The organism is Nostoc sp. (assembly GCF_036917435.1).
Lineage (GTDB): Bacteria > Cyanobacteriota > Cyanobacteriia > Cyanobacteriales > Nostocaceae > Nostoc.
The window spans coordinates 43,534-67,518 of the sequence record NZ_JBALDM010000043.1 but is presented as its reverse complement, the minus strand read 5'-3'; the positions used below and the strand labels follow the sequence as shown (position 1 = coordinate 67,518).

Here is a 23,985-nt window from a genome sequence, read left to right as displayed (position 1 = left end):
CGCCCCACAATCAACTAAGGCTGTTGGCGTATCCTTTGCCAGACAGTAAAACCCAAAAGAAGGATAATGCTAATGGCGGTAGTCATCATCACAGCCAAACTCATACCTTGTATTCTCATCGCCACCAAGTTGAAAAATAAGGTAATTGACCAAAGCGTGAAGGCAGCATTGCGCTGGGAAAGTCCCCAAGCAAGTAAGCGGTGATGTAGATGATCTTTGCCAGGAGTACTAAGAGGGTTATTTCCTGCTAGTAGCCGCCGCACAAATACTTGCGTGGTGTCCAGCACTGGCAACAACAGAAATAAAACCGTAGGAATTAGCGCATAAACTGTGTTTTGTTGCAGTTTGCCTAAAATACTAGTTGCTGCCAGCACATAGCCAAGAAAGTACGCTCCGGCATCACCCATAATAATTCGTGATGGATGGAAGTTATGGCGCAAAAAGCCTAATGCAGCACCTCCCAAGGCTGCGAGTACCAAAATTGCCGCCGCACGATTGTTAAATTGGGCTGCAACGCCCAACAAACTCATGGCAGTAATAAAGCTGATTCCTCCTGCCAAACCATCCATACCATCCATCAAGTTGATGGCATTGGTAATCCCTACTACCCACACCACTGTCAGCGACATAGACAGAAGCGAGTCGATGGGAGTGCCAAACATAACTTTGACACTGATACCATTAGCAACCAGCAACAGTGCCGTGACAATTTGCGCCCACAATCGCACAGAGGGCGGTAAGCCGAACTGATCGTCGATAAAGCCCACAAGGACTAATATCGAACCCCCCAACAGAATAGTGAGCACCTGAGCCAATACGTTTTGGAGTTCGATGGGTCGTAAAAGGCTAGCTAATACCAGCGCGGCAATTACACCTGCGTAGATAGCTAGCCCCCCTGCATTGGGTAAAGGTTCTCGGTTGAGTCGCCGGGCATTAGGTTGGTCAGCCCAACCTACTCGCAAGGCAAATTTGCGGACTGTGGGAATTAAACGCCACGTTACAAGCCAAGCCAAGAGAAACGTAAATACTACTGCCAACCAGCCGGTGCCGCTAGGGTCGGCAATACCAAGGGATTTAAGGGAGTTGTCTAGATTCATCTCCCAATTCAAGCATTACTGCCAGTATCTAATATGAGCATCACCTGTATATTAATCAATTTTTTTTATTTCCATTTGTAACTTGAGCCGCTTGAGAGATTAGCACTCTTGCTCTGTGAGTGCTAAATTGTCTAATGGAAGCGCTGGAGAAATAAAACATGGCGAAAATTATTGCATTTAATGAGGAATCGCGGCGAGCTCTAGAAAGGGGTGTTAACGCCCTTGCTGATGCCGTAAAAATCACCTTGGGGCCTAAAGGTCGTAATGTGCTTTTAGAGAAAAAATTTGGCGCACCTCAAATTGTCAACGATGGTATCACTGTTGCCAAGGAAATTGAATTAGAAGATCCTTTAGAAAATACTGGTGCAAGACTCATCCAGGAAGTAGCCTCAAAAACTAAAGATGTCGCTGGAGATGGTACAACCACCGCTACCGTTTTGGCACAAGCCTTGATTCGGGAAGGTTTGAAGAACGTGGCGGCGGGTAGTAACCCAGTTAGCTTGAGACGCGGGATCGACAAAACTATTGAGGCACTGGTAAAAGAAATTGCCAAGATAGCCAAACCGGTAGAAGGAAGTGCGATCGCTCAAGTTGCCACTGTTTCTGCTGGTAACGATGAAGAAGTTGGCCAAATGTTAGCCCAAGCAATGGAAAAAGTCACCAAAGATGGTGTAATTACCGTTGAAGAATCCAAATCTCTAACCACCGAACTAGAAGTAGTTGAGGGGATGCAGGTTGACAGAGGTTATATTTCTCCCTACTTCGTCACCAACAACGAGCGGCAAATCGTAGAATTTGAAAACGCCCGAATCTTGGTGACAGATAAAAAAATCAGCAGCATTCAAGATTTAGTGCCAATCTTGGAAAAAGTCGCCCGTTCTGGTCAGCCCTTGTTAATTATCGCTGAAGATGTCGAAGGTGATGCTTTGGCAACTTTGGTAGTGAACAAAGCGCGGGGTGTATTGGCAGTGGCTGCAATTAAAGCGCCTGGGTTTGGCGATCGCCGCAAAGCTTTGTTAGAAGATATTGCTATCCTCACCGATGGGCAATTAATTTCTGAAGAAATCGGCTTAAGCTTGGATACTGCTGCTTTAGAAGCATTGGGAACTGCCCGCAAAATCACCATTGACAAAGAAAGCACCACCATTGTAGCTGGCAGTGTCACCAAGCCAGAAGTACAAAAGCGAATTGCTCAAATTCGCAAACAGTTGGAAGAAACCGATTCTGAATACGACCAAGAAAAACTGCAAGAACGCATCGCCAAGCTTGCTGGCGGCGTGGCAGTGATTAAAGTCGGTGCAGCAACCGAAACCGAACTAAAAGACCGCAAACTGCGGATTGAAGACGCGCTAAACGCCACTAAAGCTGCGGTGGAAGAAGGTATTGTTCCTGGTGGTGGGACAACTCTAATTCACTTAGCCAAGGCGGTAGAAGCGATTAAAAAGACCCTACAAAATGACGAAGAAAGAATTGGGGCTGATATTGTCAAACGAGCGCTAGAAGCCCCCTTGCGCCAAATAGCAGATAACGCAGGTGCTGAAGGTTCTGTGATCGTCTCTAGAGTCCGAGACAGCGAGTTCAACATTGGCTACAACGCTGCTACTGGCGAATTTGAAGACTTGATCGCGGCTGGTATTATCGACCCTGCCAAAGTCGTGCGTTCAGCTTTGCAAAATGCTGGTTCCATTGCTGGTTTGGTCTTAACCACCGAAGCGATCGTTGTTGAAAAGCCAGAGAAGAAATCTGCTGCTGCTGCCCCTGATATGGGCGGTATGGGCGGTATGGGCGGCATGGGCGGTATGGGCGGTATGGGCGGCATGGGCATGTTCTAACTTCTGCTCACCCAGATAAATATGTTTTCAGCAGTTTGTCTTGCCAAGGCAAACTGTTTTTTTATAGCATTGCTGATTCAGAGCCGATATGTTATCTCTATTGCTGGGAAGTAGCTGGGCATAAATAGAAATAATCATCATGGTTATCAGTAATTAGTCGTGAATACAATTAACTACTAAAAAGATGCTGATTACTCAATTACCCAACCTAAATAATTCCTTAATCTAAAAATCACAGTCTTTGTATTAATTTTTGTAATATTAATAAGTAAGTGAGCGTAAATAATTAAAGGTTTGTAGTAAGGGCTTTAGCCCTATTATCAGGGCTAAAGCCCTTACTAAAAGCCAATTTAATTAATTTTACATTGGGTAACATAGTTTGATTTATTCTTGCCCACCTACTTAGCAAAAGCTGAAATAAATCAAAACGCTTCTAGTATCACCGATCAGTTATTTGTGATAATTCCCAATTCCCAATGCCCAATGCCCAATGCCCAATTCCCAATGCCCAATGCCCAATTCCCAATTCCCAATGTAGGTAATATTGCATGGCACGAAAACTCCGTCGCCTTCCCAAAATAGGAAATAAGCCGTATGAAGATGAGTTCTATCATCAACCAGGGACTTTACCTGGAACCATTTTTATTGATGCAGATGCTCCACCACCGATACTTTTCTTGATTGACTATAACCAAACTAATTTTATCCGCGAACAAATAGAAACTCCAGAGGAGTGTATCCAATATCTTGATAGCGAATCCATTTCTTGGGTAGATGTACAAGGTTTAGGCAGTCAAGATATATTACAACGATTGGGTAAGGTTTTTAAGTTACATCCTCTAGTTTTAGAAGATATAGTCAATGTGCCAGAGCGTCCCAAAATAGAAGATTATGAAGACCAATTGCTATTCATTTCCCGCATGGTAGTACCAAAAGAAAAAACTTGTGGTTTTTACAGCGAGCAAGTGAGTTTGATATTAGGGAAAAATTATTTACTGACAGTCCAAGAAGAACCAGAACATGATTGCTTTGAAGGAGTGCGATCGCGAATTGAAAAAAGCAAAGGGATCATTCGCAAACAAGGAGCCGATTATTTAGCCTATGCCGTGTTAGATGCAATTATTGATGGCTTTTTCCCAGTCCTAGAGCTTTATGGGGAGCGAATCGAAGAGTTGGAAGAGGAGGTAATAGTCAAACCTAACCCACAAACACTACAAAATATTTATCAAATTAGGCGAGAATTACTGCAACTACGTCGTGCTATCTGGCCCCAGCGAGATGCAATTAATTCTTTGATTCGAGATGGTAGCGAACTGATTAGTGAAGAAGTGCGAATCTACTTGCGAGACTGTTATGACCATACAGTACAAGTGATGGACATGGTAGAAACTTATCGAGAACTAGCTTCTGGATTAATGGATGTGTACCTTTCGGCAGTGAGTAACAAAATGAATGAAATCATGAAGGTACTAACGATAGTTTCAACAATTTTCATTCCACTGACTTTTGTGGCCGGGATATATGGTATGAATTTCAGTACTGAAAAATCGCCATATAATATGCCTGAGTTGAATTGGTATTGGGGCTACCCAATTTGCTTGGCAGTGATGGGAGCGATCGCAGCTAGTTTGCTATTCTTTTTTTGGCAACGGGGCTGGCTGCAAAATTCTGTAACAATTAAGCGTAATTAATAATTACAGATGGATGATAAATCGAATATACATTCATTAGTACCGGGAGTTAATATTTTAATTTATGAGGAGTAGCGACCAGAATTTAATAGTCTTGACGATTTATATTATCGGTGTTTCCTATATTTTTAACCGCATGGTTGAATCCATCGATGATCAAATTAAGTTTGAGTTTAAAAAAGGAACCGTTGACGAGCAACTCAAAGAACAAAATCTTGACGATAAAATTGGGATTTCCTTTAAACTTAAACCTTCATACCCAATTGACGATTTGAAAGATTTAGGAATTAGCATTGAAAATAAATCTGAGAATGTTGCTGTATACGTTGACTGGGACAACAGTTCTTTAGTAGTTGAACATAGCAAACAATCGCGCCGCGTGATTCGGAAATCACCAGACTTAACCCGCGACTTAGCAGTACCCCAAAGTCCTAGCCTGATTGCTCCCAAGAAAACACTTTCGGAAACGGTGACAGCAGAAGATGTATTCGAGCGCGATAAAGAAGCTGGAACCTATTCAGCGAAAAAACCACTAATTGATATCAACGGGCTGCAAAAAGGGCAAAAAAAATTGTACAACGACTTTATTAACAGAAAAAAGGAGTTAGACTTTTCCCTGCAACTGGTGCTAAGGGTGTCTGAAGTGCGTTTAGGTTTAGCCCCAGGTCGTGATTTTCCCCCCATTAGTATTATCAATTGTCCTTTCACAGTCAAGAAACTACCTTGGACTTACGCTTTACCTTGGAATAAAAAAAAGCAATAGTAACCAGACAGACTATGCCATCCAAGATTACACTGGATCTAAGGAGAGAGTAGACGCAGGCGGTTGCAGATCAGTCATAGTCACTGGTTTGAGGAAAGTCCGGGCTCCCGAAAGACCAAACTTGCTGGATAACGTCCAGTGCGAGCGATCGTGAGGATAGTGCCACAGAAAGATACCGCCAAAACAAGGCAAAAGGTAAAAGGCAAAAGTAAAAAGAAAGATTTCTTTCTTTTGCCTTTTTACTTTTTACTTTTTACTTGATTTGGTAAGGGTGCAAAGGTGCGGTAAGAGCGCACCAGCAGTATCGAGAGGTACTGGCTCGGTAAACCCCGGTTGGGAGCAAGGCGATAGGAACTACGGTTGGTCTTTTACCAGTTCCGCTCAACGAGAGCCGCTAGAGGCGTTTGGTAACAAGCGTCCCAGATAGATAACTGCCCTCGCAAGAGAACAGAACCCGGCTTATGTACTGCTCTTTCCCCCTTTTTTAGTGCTGAGTGCTGAGTGCTGAGTGCTGAGTGCTAAGTTAGGAGTTAAGAGTTATTAGTTTCCCCCTGTCCCCTTCCCCCTTCCCCTTGTCACGTAATGCCCCTTGCCTATCCACGCCGTCAACGGCAACTCGAAAGTTTAATCCAAAAATTTGGTTTGTCGCTAGAAGCACCTATCAAGTGGGAACTGCTAGATTTAGCGCTCACTCATCCCACTGTTTCTGATTCGGCAAATTATGAACAACTGGAGTTTGTTGGTGATGCAGTGGTGCGGCTGGTGTCGGCTGTTGTGTTATGGGAAAATTATCCCGATTGTCCAGTGGGGGATTTTGCGGCAATTCGTTCGGTGTTGGTAAGCGATCGCATTCTCGCCCAATTGGCCAGAGGCTATGGTTTGGAGTTATACTTACTAGTCGCCGGTAGCGCCACTGCTGATAAAGTTGGACAAGAGTCACGATTGGCAGATGCTTTTGAAGCAGTTCTCGGTGCGCTTTACTTAAGCACTCAAAATCTAGAACTAATCCGCTCTTGGCTAGATCCCCATTTCCAAGAACTAACAACAGAAATTCGCCTCGATCCTGCCAGACTTAATTACAAAGCTGCTCTCCAAGAATGGACTCAGGCGCAATTTAAAGTTTTACCAGAATATCGGGTTGTCGAAGTCACTCAGCCGCACCGCAATCAAGAGCGTTTCCTTGCTGAAGTGTGGTTGCACGGAAACAAACTAGGAGTTGGTAAAGGGCGATCGATCAAAGCTTCTGAACAAGCCGCAGCTAAGGTAGCTTTTTTAGCAATCCCTAAACCGCAAATACCCTGAACCAAAAATACGGCTGATTAGCTGATTAACTGATAATTCAGTTGATTGTCAGTGGTCATTTGTCCCAAGTCCCTTGCATACTAATGACTAATGACTAATGACTAATGACTAATGACTAATGACAAACCAAATTAAAATTGCTGTCATCGGAGTTGGGCGTTGGGGAGTGCATCTGCTGCGGAATTTCTTAGCACATCCCCAGGTAGATGTAGTTGCTGTAGTAGATCCCCATCCAGAACGATTAGCGGCGATAAAGCAGCAGTTTCATTTAGATGATGATGTAGTACTAACAACCCAGTGGGAAGATTTAAAAAAAGTGCCAGGATTGACAGGAGTTGCGATCGCAACTCCAGCTACCACCCACTACGCTTTAATTAAAGACGCTCTCCAGAACGGATATCATGTTTTGGCAGAAAAGCCCCTAACTCTTGATCCCGCCGAATGTCGGGAACTTTGCCAGTTAGCAGAGCAGCATCATTTAATACTGATGGTTGACCACACTTATTTATTTCACCCAGCAGTTGAGCAAGGGCAAGCTGTAGTACAAGCGGGTAAATTAGGAGATTTACGCTACGGCTACGCCACGCGCACCCATTTAGGGCCTGTCCGCCAAGATGTTGATGCGCTGTGGGACTTAGCTATTCATGATATTGCTATCTTTAACGCTTGGCTACGTCAAATCCCTGTGAAAGTACAAGCAACGGGTACGGTGTGGCTACAGAGAGCAGGGGAGCAGGGGGAGATGAGGGAGATGAGGGAGCAGGGGGAGATGAGGGAGCAGGGGAGGATAGCAAACAATTATTATTCTTCCTCATCCCCCTCATCCCCCTCATCCCAAGGTTTAGCCGATCTAGTATGGTTAACACTGACATACCCAGATGGCTTTCAAGCTTATATTCACTTGTGCTGGCTGAATCCTGATAAACAGCGAAGGCTGGGGATTGTAGGTAGCCTTGGTAGCTTGATTTTTGATGAAATGTTGCGATCGTCACCTCTAACGCTGCTACATGGGGAGTTTGAGCAGCAGGGTAATCAATTTATTCCGGTAAATCAAAGGCAGGTAGTGCTGGAATTAGAGCCAGGTGAACCGTTAGAGCGGGTTTGCTCCTGCTTTGTTGTCTCTATTTTCAACAATACTCCCTCAGAGATTTCGTCTGGTTGGGTAGGCACACAGTTAGTAGAAATTCTTGCTGCTCTGACAGTATCTCTTGAGCAAGGCGGCAAACCGGTTTTTCTAAACAACTGCTCTCAAGTCTAATTTTCCCCTGAGAATAACCAATACGGTTCGGTTAAGATTATTTGATTAAAATGATAGATCCCAAAGACGCGATAAATCCCCGTCAAGACGAAGGACTGATTATTGTAAAGACGGCGATTTATTGCGTCTCTTGCCTGAAGTGTATACAGGTAAACGGCTTGAGTTTCAGCATCTGCCTCAACATAAGCCTCTGCCAAAGCAATATTTTGGTGAAAGTAGAAAACAGGATTAATAAAAATAAGTTCTATCAAAGGGATGAGTTAATTTTTATGAAGAGATATTTTGCATTATCTAATACCATTTCACGACTCTACACCTGCTCGAATATGGTTTTGCAAGAGGTCTATTCATTTGTAAGCAGCTTACCGTAGCCGACGTGAAACCATTAGCAAGTTAAGTTTTCTTCCACTTCCCGATCTTTGTTGTTAAACTGAGTACTGGTTGTTTTTTTTACTTTACATTAAGAAATGATTACTTAACCAATGATGGATGCGAAAATCTATAAGAATACAGTGTAATTAAATTGTTAATTCTTTAACTACTGCCTTTTCCTTGCATTATCTTTTGCTTACATGATTTTGATGTTAGCTTTACATTATCCCTTAATTGTAAGTGTGGGATAATACATAATATACTCCTTCCTTAAACAATGCGTATTATCATGCTTAGTATTAGACAAAAATCTCATCCAAATTACCCGCGTAACACTTCTGAATAAAAAATCATAGAGTAGAATAACTGAATATTCGTCAATATTTTGAAAATTCAAAGTAGGATTTTTTAATGATCGGCTTAAGTAATTCGGAAAACGGTACAGCTAGCAGCACAGCAGCTACTAAGAGGCTGGCAAGGGCGATGATGGTTTCTGGTGGTGAGTTCTCGCTGATATTAGCTTGTTGTAACTGTGTTGAAAGACAGCAGCAAGTGCTGAATGTGTTAACAGAATTTTCATCAGCTAACATTCACGAAATCCTGCTTTCACCTGTGACAGACACATTGTATACAGCTATTACAACTGGGATTGGTTCTACTCAACCCGAAGCTTTGATGATACGGGGTTTAGAATCTGTAGTTGAAATTAACCAACTGATCATTAGTACCAACATTATGCGAAATGAGTTTCGGGAACAGTTCCGGTTCCCGTTGGTGTTATGGATCAATGATGAAATTCTACGTAAGCTAGTGTGGCTAGCACCAGATTTCAAAGACTGGGCAGCTAGTACCATTAGATTTGATTTACCTCAGAATCAATTTGTTGAAGTTGAACAACAAGCTATCAGCGCTTAATATTGCCTGATATTACTTGCAAAATTGCGTACAAGCTAATGGCTTTTTCGTCAATACTTTTGCACGTCACAGATTATTGATGAATTTAAAAAAGTAAAACTAATGCTCCACAAAGGTTTCAGCGATAGCTTTGTGAAAAAAATCGATAAAGTCGAGCTTAGAGGTTGTTTTAAAAGCATTTCACTGTAACTTTAGACACTTTTAGATTCCCATACCCTCTTTAAAAAGCAGGGCTGCTTTCATTCCACAAGAATAATGAGTTAGTGCGGATTAATTCGCCATTTGGCAGTTTATATTGGGTATCGGTGCGATCGTTATATTTAAGATACTGTACAAAACTTTTTTGGTGCAGTCATGGCGATCCCTACGGCGGGCCACACCTACGCAATGCTCATCGATCGCTACAGTTATTCTACACTCAGACCAAAGGTGATAAAGCAGTTTCGGAAAACTAGCGCCTTTTGCAGTACTGATGCAGTTATTTTAGTACTATCAATCCAATCACTACAACAAGGATATACGTATTTTTTGGGTCGTTGCTCTTTTACCCTTGTTTAGGCCATTAGTATATTTGTCCGTCATTACCAGAAAATTTTGGAAAATAGCCTGACGCTAAAGTGAATTGAATTCCTAAAGGTTTTAGTAATGTTCGTTAAGCACGTAAAATTTAGGTCGGTTATTACCCACATCAGTCTGATTGTTATTAGTCAGAATGTAGTGGTGCAATATATTGCACTCTTACAAAAGCTAAAGACAGAGGTAAACTATGTTTCCTTTTTGGGGTAATCCTTGTTATGGAAGCGAACCCGTTTCGCACAAAAGTAGCTTAGAGCGGAAATTAAAATTCTTAATTTGGATACGAGATGATTTAGAGTCCAAGCTTGCTGGCATTAATGCTTCTATTGATACCATTCGCCAGCAAATCGAACGCTCAGACTCAGCTGTTTAGAACTTAGTTCTTGGAGACATTTGTACTTCAGGTAATTACAACTCTTTTGTGATTGGGCGCTGTAAATGGGTAGAATCTGGGTTGTAAGTCTTTGTACAGCGCTCTGTCACAAAGGAGCGCACTAAGGAACGTGGATTAAATAAAGTGTAAAAGTAGGGTGTGTTAGAACGAAGTTCGTAACGCACCATTATCCAGCGTCTGGTGCGTTACGCTGTCGCTAACACAACGCCAGTTCGCTCAAGTCGGGAAACCCGCCCACACGACTGGCTCCCCTACGTATCTTTTCTCCAAATCAAACCGGATTCCTATATTTTATTGTCTATTAGTGAATAAACCCTATTTATGAGTTATAAAACTCTTGATTAACATTCTTATATTACTATGAAATCCATGCTAAAAAACTACTTGAATAACAATCAAGCCCGAATTTTTACTGCTTTGATTTTGACTGGAATTTTGTCTGTTGCTAGTAGTTTAACGCTAATAAAAGATGCTAATAGTGCTTCTGCTAACTTCTCGCTAGAAACAAGTAATCAAGTTCTCAAAGACAATATTAAACCAAGCCGCTTGCCACGTCCAGTAGCTAACGCGGTACTGCAAGATGTAGCAGTCAGACAGGGAATTTTAACCAGACAATTACAAATTACTGATTATAATCAACAGACTTGGCGCGATGGTTGCTTGGAACTGACTCAACCTGATGAACTCTGTATCCAAGCATTAGTTCCTGGTTGGCGGATTGTGGTATCTAATGGCAAACAAAACTGGGTTTATCATACTAATCAAACAGGTTCCGCAGTCAGGCTGAATGAAAAGGCTAGCGAAAGTACACTGTCTCCTGTGCAAATTCCAGCTAGCGAGTTACCACCACCGTTAGATAGAAATATAGTATTTCGGCAAATCTCTAGTGGTGGTTTTGCTGGCAGAACCTACGAGACTGTTTTACTCAAAGATGGGGGATTGATTCGCGTGCGGATTGGTGATGCCAATGATTCTGAACGTAGTGTTCGCCGTGTTTCTAGGCAACACGTGCAACAATTTCAGAGATTTTTAGAACGTTCTAAATTTAGTAAATTCCAGAATCTGAGTTACCCAGCCCCCAGTGGTGCTGCTGACTATATCACCTTCACTCTTACAAGCCTTGAGGGTACGGTTCAGTACAACGATATTTCTCTAAATAACCTGCCAAAAGATTTACAAGCAGTAGTCAAAACCTGGAATAAACTTACAGCAAGTGCCCAATAATAAACTTCAGTAATGGAATTATAACAATTCGTAATTGCTTGCGAGGGTTATTATAAATTACGAATTAGTAATTAATTAAATAGCGATTGTTTTAAGGCTTACAATCTAAGCGATCGCTATTCCTGCTGATTGTTCATAAGTGGATAACATTTATAGCAAATGATGAAAAGGTTTGTCAAGTGGTGTGTTGATTTTCCTTCTTGGTGGAATATTCGCCAAAGCAGAAAGTCTGGATTGTTTGCCGTTATAGTTACCTTGAGTTTGGTAGCTACAGCGATGTTATCGTTCCCTTTAAAAGCTCAAATTATTCCTCAGAGAGCCTCAGTATCTGAGTTAAGAGGGGTGTGGTTAACAAATATTGACAGCGATGTGTTGTTTGAGCGCGATCGCCTCAAGGCATCTTTGCAACGCCTTGATGAACTCAATTTTAACACTATATATCCGGCGGTTTGGAATTGGGGATATACATTGTATCCTAGCAAAGTTGCCCAAAAAGTTATCGGGCGATCGCTCGATCCCACTCCCGGATTGCAAGGACGAGATATCGTTAAAGAAATTGTCGATGTGGGACATCAAAAAGGGTTAACAGTGATTCCCTGGTTTGAATTTGGCTTCATGGCACCAGCAGATTCCCTGTTAGCTAAAAATCGTCCCCAATGGCTCACCAGTCGCAGCGACGGGACGCGAATTGTTAAAGATGGGAAAGATAATCGCGTTTGGCTAAATCCCTTTCGCCCAGAAGTACAACAATTTATCCAAGATTTAATCGTTGAAATTGTCGGAAATTATAATATCGATGGGATTCAATTTGATGACCATTTTGGCTTACCATCAGAATTAGGGTACGATGCTTACACAGTGGCACTTTACAAAAAAGAACACCGTGGAAAAGCTCCCTCCAAAAACTCTCAAGATCCAGAATGGGTACGCTGGAGAGCTAACAAAATCACCGACTTTATGAAACGGGTATTTACAGCTATCAAAGCTACTAAAAAAAATTGCCTGGTTTCGGTTGCTCCTAATCCTCAACGTTTTTCTTATGATTTCTTTTTAGCAGACTGGCAGAAGTGGGAACGGCTGGGAATTATTGAAGACTTAGTTTTGCAGATATATCGGGATGACTTAAACGTTTTTATCAGCGAATTAGAGTATCCAGAAGTGAAAGTTGCAAAGAGCCATATCCCTGTGAGTGTAGGTATTTTGGCTGGGTTGAAAAACCGATCTATACCGATGCAGCAGATTCAGACACAAGTGCAAAAAGCACGCGATCGCAATTTTGCCGGAGTCTCTTTCTTTTTCTATGAATCTCTCTGGAATATGAGCAAAGAAAAGCCACAAGAGCGTCAAACGGCCTTTCAGAAAATATTTCCCACACCAACAGCTTACCCGAATTTGCTAGTCGGTTGGAAACCATTCAGTTAATTTCCCGGCGTTGCATAATTTGCAACGCCAGTTTTATTAACTCAGCACTATCCTATTCCCAAACGCCCAGCCAAGCCAGGAGTTAGGGGTAAGAGCGTGGTAATCATCAAGAATAGAGCCAAAAGACCTAAAGCGGCTCTAGCATCATCGGGTTCAGTAATTTCATTCAAGCTAGGGCGTTCTTGATCCCGTTGTAAGAAGAAAATGACGATCGCCCAATACATGGCAATCATATTACCAAGAGACACTAGGGCTAGTAAAATTAGAGTTGCGATCGTTGCGCGTCCTGCGGTTTTGCGTCCATAAATTGCCTGAACAATGCGGCCACCATCTAGTTGTCCTGCGGGCATTAAATTCAAAGCGGTAATTATTAATCCCAACCAACCAATTATCACTAGGGGATGAACGCTTACTAGAGGCGACTGCAACGCCGAACCAAGGACAACTCTCGCCAAGCTTCCCACCAAAATCGACCCTTGAAAAAACTGATTGGGTAATTGAAATAAACTACCTGGGTGGGAAATTAATAAGCCTGTCACCAGCATTAACAAAGAAATAATACCACCTGCGGCTGGCCCTGCTAAGGCGATATCAAATAATACTTTGCGGTTGGGTAACAGAGATTCAAAGCGGGTAATTGCACCAAAAGAACCAATTTGCACAGCCGGCAAAAAGAAGGGCCAACTAAGGCGAATTTTGTGGCGTTTAGCAAGTAACCAATGACCGACTTCATGAGCTACTAAAATTGTAAATATCCCAGCACCTATGGGCAAAGCTTCTTTAAATCGTTCTGGATTGCCAAAGAAATCAAAATTCAGCAATAAGCCCGCAGCTTCTAAATTTGTGGCAATGGTTGCTATTAATAGAATGCCTGCAAAAGCTTTTTGTGATAACAACATCGGACGGGGATCGTTGCGGCTCGGTAGGACAATCACTACTGGTCTGCCATCTGTATTTTCCACCAAAAACAAGCGATATTGCTCACCAAGGCGTTGCTGTAAACTAGCCGTTAGACGATTGTGAGTTTCTTCTGGTTCTCCCCGCAAATTGCCTTTGAAAATTGCTCCATCTTGGTAGGCGATGGTTTCTGTGGCAAAAAATGTATCGATACCAAAGATACCTTTAATTGCATTTAAGTCTTCTTCTGGTATCGGCGGAATCTCCGCTTTCTGTTCTGCTACTTTTGGTTGTGGGGAATTTGCTTCAACTAAGGAATCAGCAGCGAGTCTTTCTGTTGCACGTTGCTTGAGGATAGTGTCTTGTCCAGCAGCGCGTAACTGTCTGCCCAAGTAGATGTACAATCCTGCGGAAGTCACTAATAACAACAATATACCCGCTATATTAATGTAAATCCCTGCGGCAAACAATCCAAAAAACAAGAGCCAGGGAGTCATCAACACCACCGACTGTAACCAGGCTAAGATTCCCAGCTTACCAAAAGGTCTGGCGCGATAAAAGCCCCAGCCCAAAATACCTAAAGCTACCAGTAGGGTTGCTGCCAGGATAGAAGTTTCTGATAAAGTAAACATCTCCAAACCTTTGCTATTGAGAATGAGCCAGAACAAGTCCGGTATTGCAGATACACTTATAGAAAATCACGGTAAGCGTAAAACTCAGTGTCTTTAGACCTGAGATATAAGCGACTCGCGTGACTTTAGTCACCTACGTTTTCCTTGATTAATTTATCATAAAATGATATGATAAATGCGATCGTAAGAATCCAAATTATGGTTAAAAATAAGCCCTTGATGGGAGTTCAGCAAGTCCTATTATCCCCTGATAAGGATACTAAAGCAATATTGGAGTATCTTTGTGAACAATCGGGAAAACTCTATAATTCAGGGGTCTATTTTGCTAGGCAAACACTTTTCAAAACTGATAAGTTACTCACTGGTAAATTCGATTTAATCTATGAGTCAAGTGTTAGTAAAACTCAATTAGCAAGTTCACTACCTTCGGTAGTTGCTCAACAAACATTAATGTCAGTTAGTGAGGCTTTTAAGTCCTTCAAGGAACTGAGAAATAATTTCAATAAAAGTGAGTTATCCTTCAAACCTAAGCCACCTAATTATCTTGAAGGGAAAAAGCTTTTCAAAATTGCATTTCCTAACACGGGAGCAGGTAAACCTTTTCTAAAGCATAATCAAATTAGATTTCCTTTAGGATTGACAGTAAAAAGGTGGTTCGGGATATCTGAATTCTTTCTATCAATGCCAATTAACTTAGACTTCTCAAAAGTGAAAGAATTTACAATTTTACCTAAAAATGGTGCTTTTTACCTGGAGTTATCTTATTTAGTTAAACAAGAAAATCACGAATTAGATATCAATGAAGCCTTGTCAATTGACTTGGGAACTTCTCAAAACTTAGCTGCTTGCACAGATACTTTAGGAAATTCCTTTTTAGTAGACTCAAGAAAATTAAAAGCTGACAATCAACTCTGGAATAAAAGAGTATCTACTAAAAAAGAAGGTAAATCAACTGACTACTGGGACAGTTGGTTAGATAGAGTTACCAGAAAACGAAATCATCAAATGAGAGACGGGATTAACAAAGCTGCGAAGTTAATTATTGACCACTGCCTCAAAAATAAAATAGGTAACTTAGTTCTAGGTTGGAATGAAGGTTTTAAACTGAATTCCAATATGGGAAATTTGAATAACCAAAAATTCGTTCAAATGCCATTGGGTAAGTTGAAAGACAGACTCAAGCAACTTTCTAACCAGTATGGGATAACTTTTCACCTAACCGAAGAAGCATATACTTCAAAATCGAGTTTTCTAGATGGAGACTCCCTACCTGAGTACGGTGAGGCAGCGCGGTCTTGGGGGTCTCCCCCAGGAGTGACTGCCGAACCGCGAAGCGGTAAGAAACCCGTTGGGTGGAAAGCATCTGGGAGACGAATTTTGAGAGGGCTTTATCTAACAGGTGAAAAGTTTTTAATAAATGCGGATCTCAACGGATCAGCTAATATTTTAAAAAAAGTAGCGGGAAAACTTGAGCTTGACTTAAGTAAACTCAGTAGACGGTGTTTGACCACCGTAACGAGAATTAGATTAAACTAATTCTGTCTGTAGAATCTCAGTGTCTTTAGACCTGAGAGTGTCAATAATGTATAACGCCGCTTGTCGTCTGCCCAAATTATGCGGTTTTGCCAAGTGGCTGAACCTCATCCCGCCTATGGTTTTTATTAATCATTCATTGATGGTAAATAGATCCTCGTCGTAGGGGCAATTCATGAATTGCCCCTACGACGGTTCTGGTTGGTTTCTAAGAAAAAATTGAGGGCTTAAAAACCCACAAAGATAGCTTTTGCCTGTATATTTGCGGTTCCTAACCGCCCTTTTAAATAAATCCGCCTTCCTGAGTCCGTAATTCTGCAATCATTTTGCAGTAAAATTAATCGTCTAGATACAGGAGGGCTTTGAGATGACTCGTGTCATCATTGTGCGCCACGGTCAAAGTGGTTATAACACCGAACGGCGTATTCAGGGACGCACTGATGCGTCAACATTAACCGAGAAAGGTCGTAACGATGCAAGTATTGCTGGCAAAGCCCTCAGCAATATTGTATTTAATGCTATTTACAGCAGTCCCCTGCAACGAGCAAAACACACAGCAGATATTATCCATAGTGAGTTAGCAACTAATTCCGAACAATCTGCTGTAATTCAAGTTTCAGATTTGCTGCTAGAAATCGACCTCCCTTTATGGGAAGCACTGCTAACTGCTGAAGTTAAGCAGAAGTTTGCCGAAGACTACCGCATTTGGCATCAACACCCCGACGAACTGCGGATGCTGATAAATGATGCACAAGGGACAAGAGAACATTTTCCTGTTCTTGCTTTATACGAACAAGCGCGGCAGTTTTGGCAAGAAACTTTGTCTCACCATCAAGGCGAAACTATTCTGATAGTGGGACATAACGGCATTAATCGCGCCCTGATTAGCACAGCCTTGGGAATCCCTGCAAGTCGTTACCATTCAATCCAGCAATCTAACTGTGGCATCAGCGTACTTAATTTTTCTGGGGGATTGGGCGAACCAGTCCAGCTAGAATCATTAAATCAGACACAGCATACTGGAGAGACTTTACCCTCATTACGACCGGATCATCAAGGAGTACGGTTGTTGCTAGTGCGTCATGGTGAAACCGACTGGAATCGCCAAACTAGGTTTCAAGGGCAAATTGATGTTCCCCTCAATGACAACGGGAGACAACAATCGCAAAAAGCAGGCGAATTTCTCCAAGAGGTAGCGATTGATTTTGCTTTCAGTAGTACAATGCTACGTCCTAAAGAAACAGCAGAGATTATTTTAAAGCAGCATCCTAATGTAAAGTTAGACTTGCAAGATGGTTTAAGAGAAATCAGTCATGGACTCTGGGAAGGAAAATTAGAAACAGAGATAGAACAAGAGTTTCCCGGAGAGTTACAGCGCTGGCGGTTAGTGCCGGCCGAAGTGCAAATGCCTGAAGGAGAAAATTTGCAAGAAGTATGGGAACGCAGCGTTGCAGCTTGGCAATCAATTGTGGAAGCAGCATTAACTAATCAATTTAAAACCGTATTAGTGGTGGCGCATGACGCTACTAACAAAACTCTACTTTGTCACATTCTGGGTTTATCACTAGAAAATTTCTGGAATTTCCGTCAGGGTAATGGCGCAGTCAGTGTTATCGATTACCCTTCTGGAATCGATGGTTTACCAGTATTACAAGCGATGAATATCACCACTCACTTCGGTGGAGGTGTACTAGATAAAACAGCAGCAGGGGCATTGTGAGTGAATAGTTAGGAGTGAATAGTTAGGAGTGAATAGTTAGGAGTTAGAAATAAAGTTAGGAGTGAAAAATTATGAGTGATGAATAAATTTAGAAGTGGTGAGTAAGGAATAAATTCTAACTCCTAACTATTAACTTTATTTTCAACTCATAACTAAAAAGTTTTATGGCTGAATTGCTGCAAAAAGTACGGGTAATTGACCCAGTTTCGGAAATCGACGAAATCTTTGATGTGCTGATTGCTGAGGGTTATATCAAAGAAGTGGCTTCACATATTTCTGATATTCATCCCGATACTCAAATCAGAGATTGCCAGGGATTTGTTCTTGGGCCTGGGTTAGTGGATTTGTATAGCCACTCCGGTGAACCGGGATTTGAAGAACGAGAAACCCTCTTGTCTCTTTTAAAATCTGCTGCTGCTGGCGGCTTTACCAGAGTTAGCATTTTACCCGATACATCCCCAGCTATTGATAATCCTGCACTTGTGGCACAGTTGCAGCAGAAAAGAGATAGGGAGATGGGGGAGATTGAGAAAATTAACTTGGCTTCTCCTTTTCCCAGGCTTCATATCTGGGGCGCTATCACCCTAGATGTTGCTGGAAAGCAAATGACGGAATTAGCAGATTTAGCATCTGCTGGAGTTGTTGGTTTTAGCGATGGTAAGCCCTTTGAAAATTTGGCGCTGGTGCGGCGAGTGTTAGAGTATGTCCAGCCCTTGGGTAAGCCAGTTGCATTTTGGCCGAGCGATCGCCAGTTAACAGCAAATGGTGTAATGAGAGAAGGGGTAGATGCTCTCCGTTTCGGTTTACCACCCATACCCGCCAGTGCCGAAACTACTGCGATCGCAGCTATGCTTGAATTGGTTGCAGCCATCGGTACACCAGTCCATATCATGCGTGTCTCCACATCTCGCAGCGTGGAATTAATCGCTTCAGCCAAAGCTGCTGGTTTACCCATCACCGCCAGCACCACCTGGATGCACCTTTTACTTGATACAAAAGCAGTTAAGAGTTATCACACTAGCTTGCATTTAGACCCACCTTTAGGCAATCCCAGTGATGTGGCAGCATTGCGTGCAGGGGTACGTGCAGGGGTGATAGATGCGATCGCAATCGATCATACACCCTACAGCTACGAAGAAAAAGTCCAAGCCTTTGCCGAAGCGCCTCCAGGAGCAATTGGTTTAGAGTTAGCATTACCTTTGCTATGGCAATATCTGGTTGAAACTGAAGAATTTACAGCTTTAGAGTTATGGCGGGCATTGAGTAGCAGTCCAGCAGAGTGTTTAGGGCAAAAAGTCAGTGCGATTCTACCTCATCAACCAGCAGAACTTACTTTATTTCACCCCGAGCAAATCTGGAAAGTCGAACGAAAAAATCTCTATACACTTTCACAAAATACACCTTGGTTAGGACAACAATTGAAGGGTCATGTTGTACAAACTTGGTGTTGACAAAATGTATCCCCTCAATACTTCGGGGTTCTTTTTTGCGATCGCACCAATGATTTACAACCAATCAGAGTTTGATTTTGGCTGTGAGTCGATCCCATAAGGAGTTACTCAACTTGCACCCATCAGTGATGCAAGTTGAGTAACTATCCACTGCGTACAGTGTTACTAATTACATGCCTTTGTTTACTAGCGATGCTTGTGTAAATTCCTGGCTACGCAATTAATTAAATATCGCATTGATTAGTTTGGCAATGTCTGGCATTTTTTATAAACTCTTGCAATTTATTCAAGGGAATTATCTGAAATGATGTTCCATCCTGCACCGCCGCCGTGATGTAAGCAAACTTTTGTCCACGATAAAACTGGTCACGTCCAACTTTGGTGACATACTGAGACTTCTGGAAGTCATTAGCAATATTGGAAGTATAAATATTTTGTAACAGTTTCACCGCTTTGGCGTTTTTTGTGGTGAATTTGATGCTTGAGTCACCACTAACAGTTATTGCTTCTTTAGTTACTGTCCCATTTTCAGAAGTGACATCAGCATAGAAGTATAAATTTCCCTTCGTACCATCATAGCCGTGGGCTTCGGTGTTGTATCTCAAAGTTGGTAACTGCGATCGCGTTTTCGCCCACTTCACAACGGTGCTAATATTCTGTTCTGGAAGCGCATTTGCAGGAGTGACTGCTAAAATAACTGCGATCGCAGACAGGGTAACATTGAATAAATAGTTAAAATTAGAACTTTTGTGCATAGTATTTTCCACTTAGAGAATGCTCACAGCTAAAGCTACAACCACCACAATTTAAGAATTATTTCCAGGGTGGTCTGATTCCTTAATATTCAGATTATCAGTAGCAAAAACAACTTAACATCGGCTAATGACTACTGTCCACCGATCATTGCTGAAGGAAATTTGGTTTCAACTCAGATTTTGTACCAGTTGCAATAATCGTAGTGTAGACACTGCGACAAACATCAAATAGAGGTTTTCGGCATCAGTAGACCATGCCTAGCCTGTTTCTTAGTTACAAAACTTAGATTTGATCTCAGCCAAACAAGAGTATGTACTCTTAAGACTGCATGTATCTAAGCTACAGGTTCTACACACTTCTTAATAAACCAGCCTTGAGAACGCAAAACGTTCTAATCTAAAAGCTAACCGGGTTAATTTACTGGCAGTTTTGCAGGCAATACTCTCAAGCTCACAAAGCACAGAGACACCGATGTGTCAAGCCTCAAAACGACCCAGACTTAACACATAAATGATTATGATGGGAGTTTTACAAATCCGATGAGTGTTAAGGCAAGTGGTGGAAGCTCAGTTGCGCGTCCGCAACTATATCAAACCCTAGCTGTAGCGACAATTATCCAAGCCGAGCAGCAAGACCGCTTTTTGGGAAGTGGTGAATTAAATGAACTGGCAAGCTATTTTGCATCTGGTGCAAAGCGTTTAGAAATTTCTCAGACGCTGACGGATAATGCCGAGATTATAGTGTCTCGCGCTGCCAACCGGATTTTTGTCGGTGGTTCGCCAATGGCTTTTTTAGAAAAGCCCAGAGAAGCAGAATTAGTAACTGCTGGTGGTGGTGCAAATGTTCAGCAAGGGATGCAACTAGGAACTGTAACCTACGTTGAAAGTCGTGGTGGGTTCCTAGAAAATTTACGCTCAATATTTAACTCATCCCCCAGTGGCCCAGTACCCGCAGGTTTCAGACCAATTAACATTGCTCGTTATGGCCCAAGCAATATGGCCAAGAGCTTGCGGGATTTATCCTGGTTCTTGCGCTACGCTACTTATGCGATCGTTGCTGGCGACCCCAACATCATAGCGGTGAACACACGGGGTTTGCGGGAAATAATTGAAAATGCCTGCTCTGGTGAAGCAACGCTAGTAGCTTTGCAAGAAATCAAAGCCGGGTCACTTTCTTTTTTCCGCAACGATGCTGAGGCTACAGAAATTGTGTCTCAGTACATGGATGTTTTGTTAACAGAATTCAAAGCAGCCACACCTTCAAATAAAGTCCGCCAACGCCCCTCTAGCGACCAGCAAGGGTTGGAACTGCCGCAAATTTACTTTAATGCAGCAGAACGCCGTCCCAAGTTTGTGATGAAAACTGGGTTGTCAGCTAGCGAAAAAAATGAGGTAATCAAAGCGGCATATCGGCAACTTTTTGAGCGCGATATTACCCGTGCTTATAGCTTGTCTATATCTGACCTAGAATCAAAAGTGAAAAATGGCGACATCTCCGTAAAAGAGTTTGTTCGTCGTCTAGCTAAATCTCCCCTTTACCAAAAACAGTTTTACCAGCCTTTTATTAACAGCCGAGTCATTGAACTAGCTTTTCGTCACATTCTAGGACGGGGGCCAAGTAGCCGAGAAGAAGTACAAAAATACTTCTCGATTATTTCTAACGGTGGTTTGCCAGCCTTGGTAGATGCTTTAGTAGATTCTGCTGAATACGGCGACTATTTTGGTGAAGAAACAGTACCCTACCTCCGAGGTCTGGGTCAAGAAGCACAAGAATGTCGCAACTGGGGCCCGCAGCAAGACCTGTTTAACTACAGTGCGCCTTTCCGCAAAATACCTCAGTTTATTACCACATTTGCTGCTTACGAACAGCCACTACCAGATCAACATCCTTACGGTTCTGGTAATGACCCCCTAGAAATTCAGTTTGGGGCGATTTTCCCGAAAGAAACTCGCAATCCCAGCACCCGCCCGGCTCCTTTTAGCAAAGATACCAAACGTATCCTGATTCACCAAGGGGCAGGGATTAATAACCAAAATAGTAATCCAAAAGCGCGGGGTGAAGCTCCTGGAACTCTTGGCCCCAAGGTGTTCAAATTAGACCAACTACCTGGTACTAGAGGTAAAAAGGCTACCAAAAATTCTAGCGTCAGATTCTCCGAAAGCTCGACGCAAGCAGTAATTAAAGCTGCTTATCTGCAAGTTTTTGGTCGCGATCTTTACGAAGGTCAGCGCCCGAAGGTATTGGAAATTAAGCTAGAAAACGGCGACATTTCTATACGGGAATTTATCCGTGCTTTGGCTAAGTCTGATGTATTCCGCAATCTGTACTGGTCATCGCTCTATGTTTGTAAAGCGATCGAGTATATTCACCGTCGCTTGTTGGGTCGTCCAACTTATGGCCGTCAAGAAATCAACAAGTACTTTGATCTCGCTGCGAAACAAGGCTTTTACGCGGTGGTTGATGCCATCATTAACAGCGTAGAATACAGCGAAGCCTTTGGTGAAGATACAATTCCTTACGAACGGTATCTAACTCCTGGTGGTGTATCTGGGCGACAATTGCGTGTTGGTAGCATTCGTGAAGATGTTGCGGCGAAAGTTCAGAAGCAAGTAACGCCGACCTTTGTGACATTAGGTACAGTCACAGAACAACGGTCAGAACCAGATATTCAATTCCGCATTAACCAAGGTGTTAGCAAGCAACGCGAACAAACCAAAATCTTCAAACTGGTATCCAATACCAGTGACAAGGTTGCAGTAAAAACTTTGATCAGTGCTGCGTATCGTCAAATTTTTGAGCGGGATATTGCACCCTACATCGCCAAAAATGAATTCACTGTGTGGGAAAGCAAGCTGGGGAACGGCGAAATCAGCGTGAAGGAATTTATTGAAGGTTTAGGTTACTCGAACCTCTACCTAAAAGAATTCTACACACCTTACCCCAACACCAAGGTGATTGAGTTAGGAACCAAACACTTCTTAGGACGTGCGCCACTAGACCAAGCAGAAATCCGCAAGTATAACCAGATTCTGGCTACTCAAGGGATTCGTGCCTTTATTGGTGCTTTGGTAGATAGTGTGGAATACAACCAGGTCTTCGGTGAAGATACGGTTCCTTATCGTCGCTTCCCAACCCTACCTGCGGCAAACTTCCCCAATACCGAAAAGCTTTACAACCAGCTTACCAAGCAAAACGATGACGTAGTTGTGCCTAGCTTTAAGCCAGTGCAAATTCGTCCAGGTTCTAGCAATACACCGCTTTTAGCTCAGGCGATCGCAGATATAGCAGCCCAAACAAACGGTATCAACAAGAGCAAGCCCGCCTTTGCTGAACTGGGTCGTTCCTACAACGATGGTAGTGGACAACCCGTGGAACTAAGCGTGCGTAAACATGCACGCATTTACCGTCTAACGGAAAACGCAAACCAATCCGAAACACAACAGGCAATCAACGCCATTTACTGCCAGGTATTGGATGTATTTAGCGGTGAAGTTCCTGATAATTTCCGCCGTACTGACCTAGAGGGCAAACTCCAGAATGGTGAAATTTCTGTGCGCGAGTTTGTGCGTGAACTAGCTAGTTCCGAAATCTATCGTCAGCGCTTCTTGTCACCTTATCCTCATGCCAAGGTCATTGAGTTCCTCTTCCGTCACTTGTTGGGGCGTACACCCGCAACTCAGGAAGAAATTAGCCAGTGTAACCAGTTGCTAGCTGATAGTGGTTTGTCGGCTGCTGTAGAAGCAATAGTCGAAAGCCCAGAATATAGCCGCTACTTCGGTGAAGATGTTGTCCCTTACAACCGCTTCCCATCTCTGCCAGCAGGTAACTACCTTGGCAGTGTAAAGGTGGCTGAGTAGGTAATAGGTTACAGGGTACAGATTATTTTTTGCGATCTTTACCCTGTAACCTTCGTAACCTTTCGTAATATCGCTCTCAGATTACGGCTAAAACAGGGAATTCTGAAAGGTAATATTACAAAGTGTTAAGAGCAGTCATAAATGCTCAACAGAATGCCGGAAAATGTTTTGCGGAAGGTAACTGAGTTTGAAAGCTTGTGTACTTGTGTGGACTCAAGCAAACTCGTAATTTATTAGCCGTAGCAGTTATAAAACTGTTGTGTCTAAAAAAACAAGAGAACAAACTCAGTAAA

The 23,985-nt window shown here is 42.6% G+C and carries 18 protein-coding genes, 1 other RNA gene and 1 pseudogene; 16 read left to right on the top strand and 4 right to left on the bottom strand.

Annotated features, from left to right (window positions below; genetic code table 11):
* Positions 1-14: 14 nt before the first annotated feature.
* Complete coding sequence (locus V7K98_RS21485; protein ID WP_335025463.1) at positions 15-1,097, bottom strand: MraY family glycosyltransferase; 1,083 nt, start codon at positions 1,095-1,097, stop codon at positions 15-17.
* A 158-nt stretch (positions 1,098-1,255) separates the two neighbouring features.
* Between V7K98_RS21485 and groL the strand changes: the two genes are divergently transcribed.
* From groL to V7K98_RS21450, 7 genes are all read left to right on the top strand, one after another.
* A complete protein-coding gene (gene groL, locus V7K98_RS21480) occupies positions 1,256-2,929 on the top strand; it encodes a chaperonin GroEL (RefSeq protein WP_335025461.1) in 1,674 nt (557 codons plus the stop codon).
* A 390-nt stretch (positions 2,930-3,319) separates the two neighbouring features.
* On the top strand, positions 3,320-3,511 hold the full coding sequence (locus V7K98_RS21475; RefSeq protein WP_335025459.1) for a hypothetical protein: 192 nt from the start codon (positions 3,320-3,322) through the stop codon (positions 3,509-3,511).
* Positions 3,478-4,620: a magnesium/cobalt transporter CorA gene (gene corA / locus V7K98_RS21470; RefSeq protein ID WP_335025457.1), complete on the top strand. Its 1,143-nt coding sequence runs from the start codon at positions 3,478-3,480 to the stop codon at positions 4,618-4,620. The genes V7K98_RS21475 and corA overlap by 34 nt, the downstream gene beginning before the upstream one ends.
* A gap of 64 nt (positions 4,621-4,684) precedes the next feature.
* Positions 4,685-5,383 (top strand): hypothetical protein, encoded by a 699-nt coding sequence (locus V7K98_RS21465; protein WP_335025455.1) that lies wholly within the window; start codon positions 4,685-4,687, stop codon positions 5,381-5,383.
* A 46-nt stretch (positions 5,384-5,429) separates the two neighbouring features.
* An RNA gene (gene rnpB / locus V7K98_RS21460) (RNase P RNA component class A) lies at positions 5,430-5,860 on the top strand.
* Positions 5,861-5,965: 105 nt separating this feature from the next.
* Positions 5,966-6,685 (top strand): ribonuclease III, encoded by a 720-nt coding sequence (rnc, locus tag V7K98_RS21455; protein WP_335025453.1) that lies wholly within the window; start codon positions 5,966-5,968, stop codon positions 6,683-6,685.
* Between the two features lie 118 nt (positions 6,686-6,803).
* Entirely contained in the window at positions 6,804-7,943 is a 1,140-nt protein-coding gene (locus V7K98_RS21450) for a Gfo/Idh/MocA family protein (protein WP_335025451.1), read from the top strand.
* On the opposite strand, the gene V7K98_RS21445 is transcribed toward V7K98_RS21450, so the two are convergent.
* The gene (locus V7K98_RS21445) at positions 7,940-8,194 is read right to left on the bottom strand and encodes a hypothetical protein (protein WP_335025449.1); all 255 of its coding nucleotides are present in this window, start codon (positions 8,192-8,194) and stop codon (positions 7,940-7,942) included. The two genes, V7K98_RS21450 and V7K98_RS21445, sit on opposite strands and share 4 nt — an antisense overlap.
* 532 nt (positions 8,195-8,726) lie before the next feature.
* Here V7K98_RS21445 and V7K98_RS21440 point away from each other — a divergent pair.
* From V7K98_RS21440 to V7K98_RS21420, 5 genes are all read left to right on the top strand, one after another.
* Positions 8,727-9,230, top strand: coding sequence for a hypothetical protein (locus V7K98_RS21440; protein WP_335025447.1), 504 nt, complete (start codon positions 8,727-8,729; stop codon positions 9,228-9,230).
* A gap of 263 nt (positions 9,231-9,493) precedes the next feature.
* Positions 9,494-9,685 carry a hypothetical protein gene (locus V7K98_RS21435; RefSeq protein WP_335025445.1) on the top strand — a complete coding sequence of 64 codons (192 nt, stop codon included), beginning with the start codon at positions 9,494-9,496 and terminating at the stop codon, positions 9,683-9,685.
* A gap of 311 nt (positions 9,686-9,996) precedes the next feature.
* Complete coding sequence (locus V7K98_RS21430) at positions 9,997-10,179, top strand: hypothetical protein (RefSeq protein ID WP_335025443.1); 183 nt, start codon at positions 9,997-9,999, stop codon at positions 10,177-10,179.
* Positions 10,180-10,560: 381 nt separating this feature from the next.
* Positions 10,561-11,424, top strand: coding sequence for a hypothetical protein (locus V7K98_RS21425; protein ID WP_335025441.1), 864 nt, complete (start codon positions 10,561-10,563; stop codon positions 11,422-11,424).
* Between the two features lie 162 nt (positions 11,425-11,586).
* Entirely contained in the window at positions 11,587-12,846 is a 1,260-nt protein-coding gene (locus tag V7K98_RS21420) for a glycoside hydrolase family 10 protein (protein WP_335025556.1), read from the top strand.
* 47 nt (positions 12,847-12,893) lie between these two features.
* Here the strand turns inward: V7K98_RS21420 and V7K98_RS21415 are convergent, their stop codons facing one another.
* Positions 12,894-14,375 carry a site-2 protease family protein gene (locus V7K98_RS21415; RefSeq protein WP_335025439.1) on the bottom strand — a complete coding sequence of 494 codons (1,482 nt, stop codon included), beginning with the start codon at positions 14,373-14,375 and terminating at the stop codon, positions 12,894-12,896.
* Positions 14,376-14,573: 198 nt separating this feature from the next.
* On the opposite strand from V7K98_RS21415, the gene V7K98_RS21410 reads away from it, so the two are divergent.
* From V7K98_RS21410 to V7K98_RS21400, 3 genes are all read left to right on the top strand, one after another.
* The gene (locus tag V7K98_RS21410; protein WP_442940431.1) at positions 14,574-15,911 is read left to right on the top strand and encodes an RNA-guided endonuclease InsQ/TnpB family protein; all 1,338 of its coding nucleotides are present in this window, start codon (positions 14,574-14,576) and stop codon (positions 15,909-15,911) included.
* Positions 15,912-16,275: 364 nt separating this feature from the next.
* Positions 16,276-17,628 (top strand): histidine phosphatase family protein, encoded by a 1,353-nt coding sequence (locus V7K98_RS21405; RefSeq protein WP_335025437.1) that lies wholly within the window; start codon positions 16,276-16,278, stop codon positions 17,626-17,628.
* A gap of 164 nt (positions 17,629-17,792) precedes the next feature.
* Positions 17,793-19,079, top strand: a complete 1,287-nt coding sequence (locus tag V7K98_RS21400; RefSeq protein ID WP_335025435.1) for a dihydroorotase — start codon at positions 17,793-17,795, stop codon at positions 19,077-19,079.
* 224 nt (positions 19,080-19,303) lie between these two features.
* Here V7K98_RS21400 and V7K98_RS21395 read toward each other — a convergent pair whose 3' ends face one another.
* Positions 19,304-19,834 carry a hypothetical protein gene (locus V7K98_RS21395; RefSeq protein ID WP_335025433.1) on the bottom strand — a complete coding sequence of 177 codons (531 nt, stop codon included), beginning with the start codon at positions 19,832-19,834 and terminating at the stop codon, positions 19,304-19,306.
* A gap of 540 nt (positions 19,835-20,374) precedes the next feature.
* On the opposite strand from V7K98_RS21395, the pseudogene V7K98_RS21390 reads away from it, so the two are divergent.
* Positions 20,375-23,686, top strand: a pseudogene (locus tag V7K98_RS21390) (phycobilisome rod-core linker polypeptide); the annotation flags it as partial.
* Positions 23,687-23,985 lie beyond the last annotated feature (299 nt).

Excerpts from the sequence above, each read along its gene's own strand:
- V7K98_RS21485 (WP_335025463.1), bottom strand. The coding sequence starts at position 1,097 with ATGAATCTAGACAACTCCCTTAAATCCCTTGGTATTGCCGACCCTAGC.
- groL (WP_335025461.1), top strand. The coding sequence starts at position 1,256 with ATGGCGAAAATTATTGCATTTAATGAGGAATCGCGGCGAGCTCTAGAA.
- corA (WP_335025457.1), top strand. The coding sequence starts at position 3,478 with ATGGCACGAAAACTCCGTCGCCTTCCCAAAATAGGAAATAAGCCGTAT.
- V7K98_RS21465 (WP_335025455.1), top strand. The coding sequence starts at position 4,685 with ATGAGGAGTAGCGACCAGAATTTAATAGTCTTGACGATTTATATTATC.
- rnc (WP_335025453.1), top strand. The coding sequence starts at position 5,966 with ATGCCCCTTGCCTATCCACGCCGTCAACGGCAACTCGAAAGTTTAATC.
- V7K98_RS21450 (WP_335025451.1), top strand. The coding sequence starts at position 6,804 with ATGACAAACCAAATTAAAATTGCTGTCATCGGAGTTGGGCGTTGGGGA.
- V7K98_RS21440 (WP_335025447.1), top strand. The coding sequence starts at position 8,727 with ATGATCGGCTTAAGTAATTCGGAAAACGGTACAGCTAGCAGCACAGCA.
- V7K98_RS21430 (WP_335025443.1), top strand. The coding sequence starts at position 9,997 with ATGTTTCCTTTTTGGGGTAATCCTTGTTATGGAAGCGAACCCGTTTCG.
- V7K98_RS21425 (WP_335025441.1), top strand. The coding sequence starts at position 10,561 with ATGAAATCCATGCTAAAAAACTACTTGAATAACAATCAAGCCCGAATT.
- V7K98_RS21420 (WP_335025556.1), top strand. The coding sequence starts at position 11,587 with ATGAAAAGGTTTGTCAAGTGGTGTGTTGATTTTCCTTCTTGGTGGAAT.
- V7K98_RS21415 (WP_335025439.1), bottom strand. The coding sequence starts at position 14,375 with ATGTTTACTTTATCAGAAACTTCTATCCTGGCAGCAACCCTACTGGTA.
- V7K98_RS21410 (WP_442940431.1), top strand. The coding sequence starts at position 14,574 with ATGGTTAAAAATAAGCCCTTGATGGGAGTTCAGCAAGTCCTATTATCC.
- V7K98_RS21405 (WP_335025437.1), top strand. The coding sequence starts at position 16,276 with ATGACTCGTGTCATCATTGTGCGCCACGGTCAAAGTGGTTATAACACC.
- V7K98_RS21400 (WP_335025435.1), top strand. The coding sequence starts at position 17,793 with ATGGCTGAATTGCTGCAAAAAGTACGGGTAATTGACCCAGTTTCGGAA.
- V7K98_RS21395 (WP_335025433.1), bottom strand. The coding sequence starts at position 19,834 with ATGCACAAAAGTTCTAATTTTAACTATTTATTCAATGTTACCCTGTCT.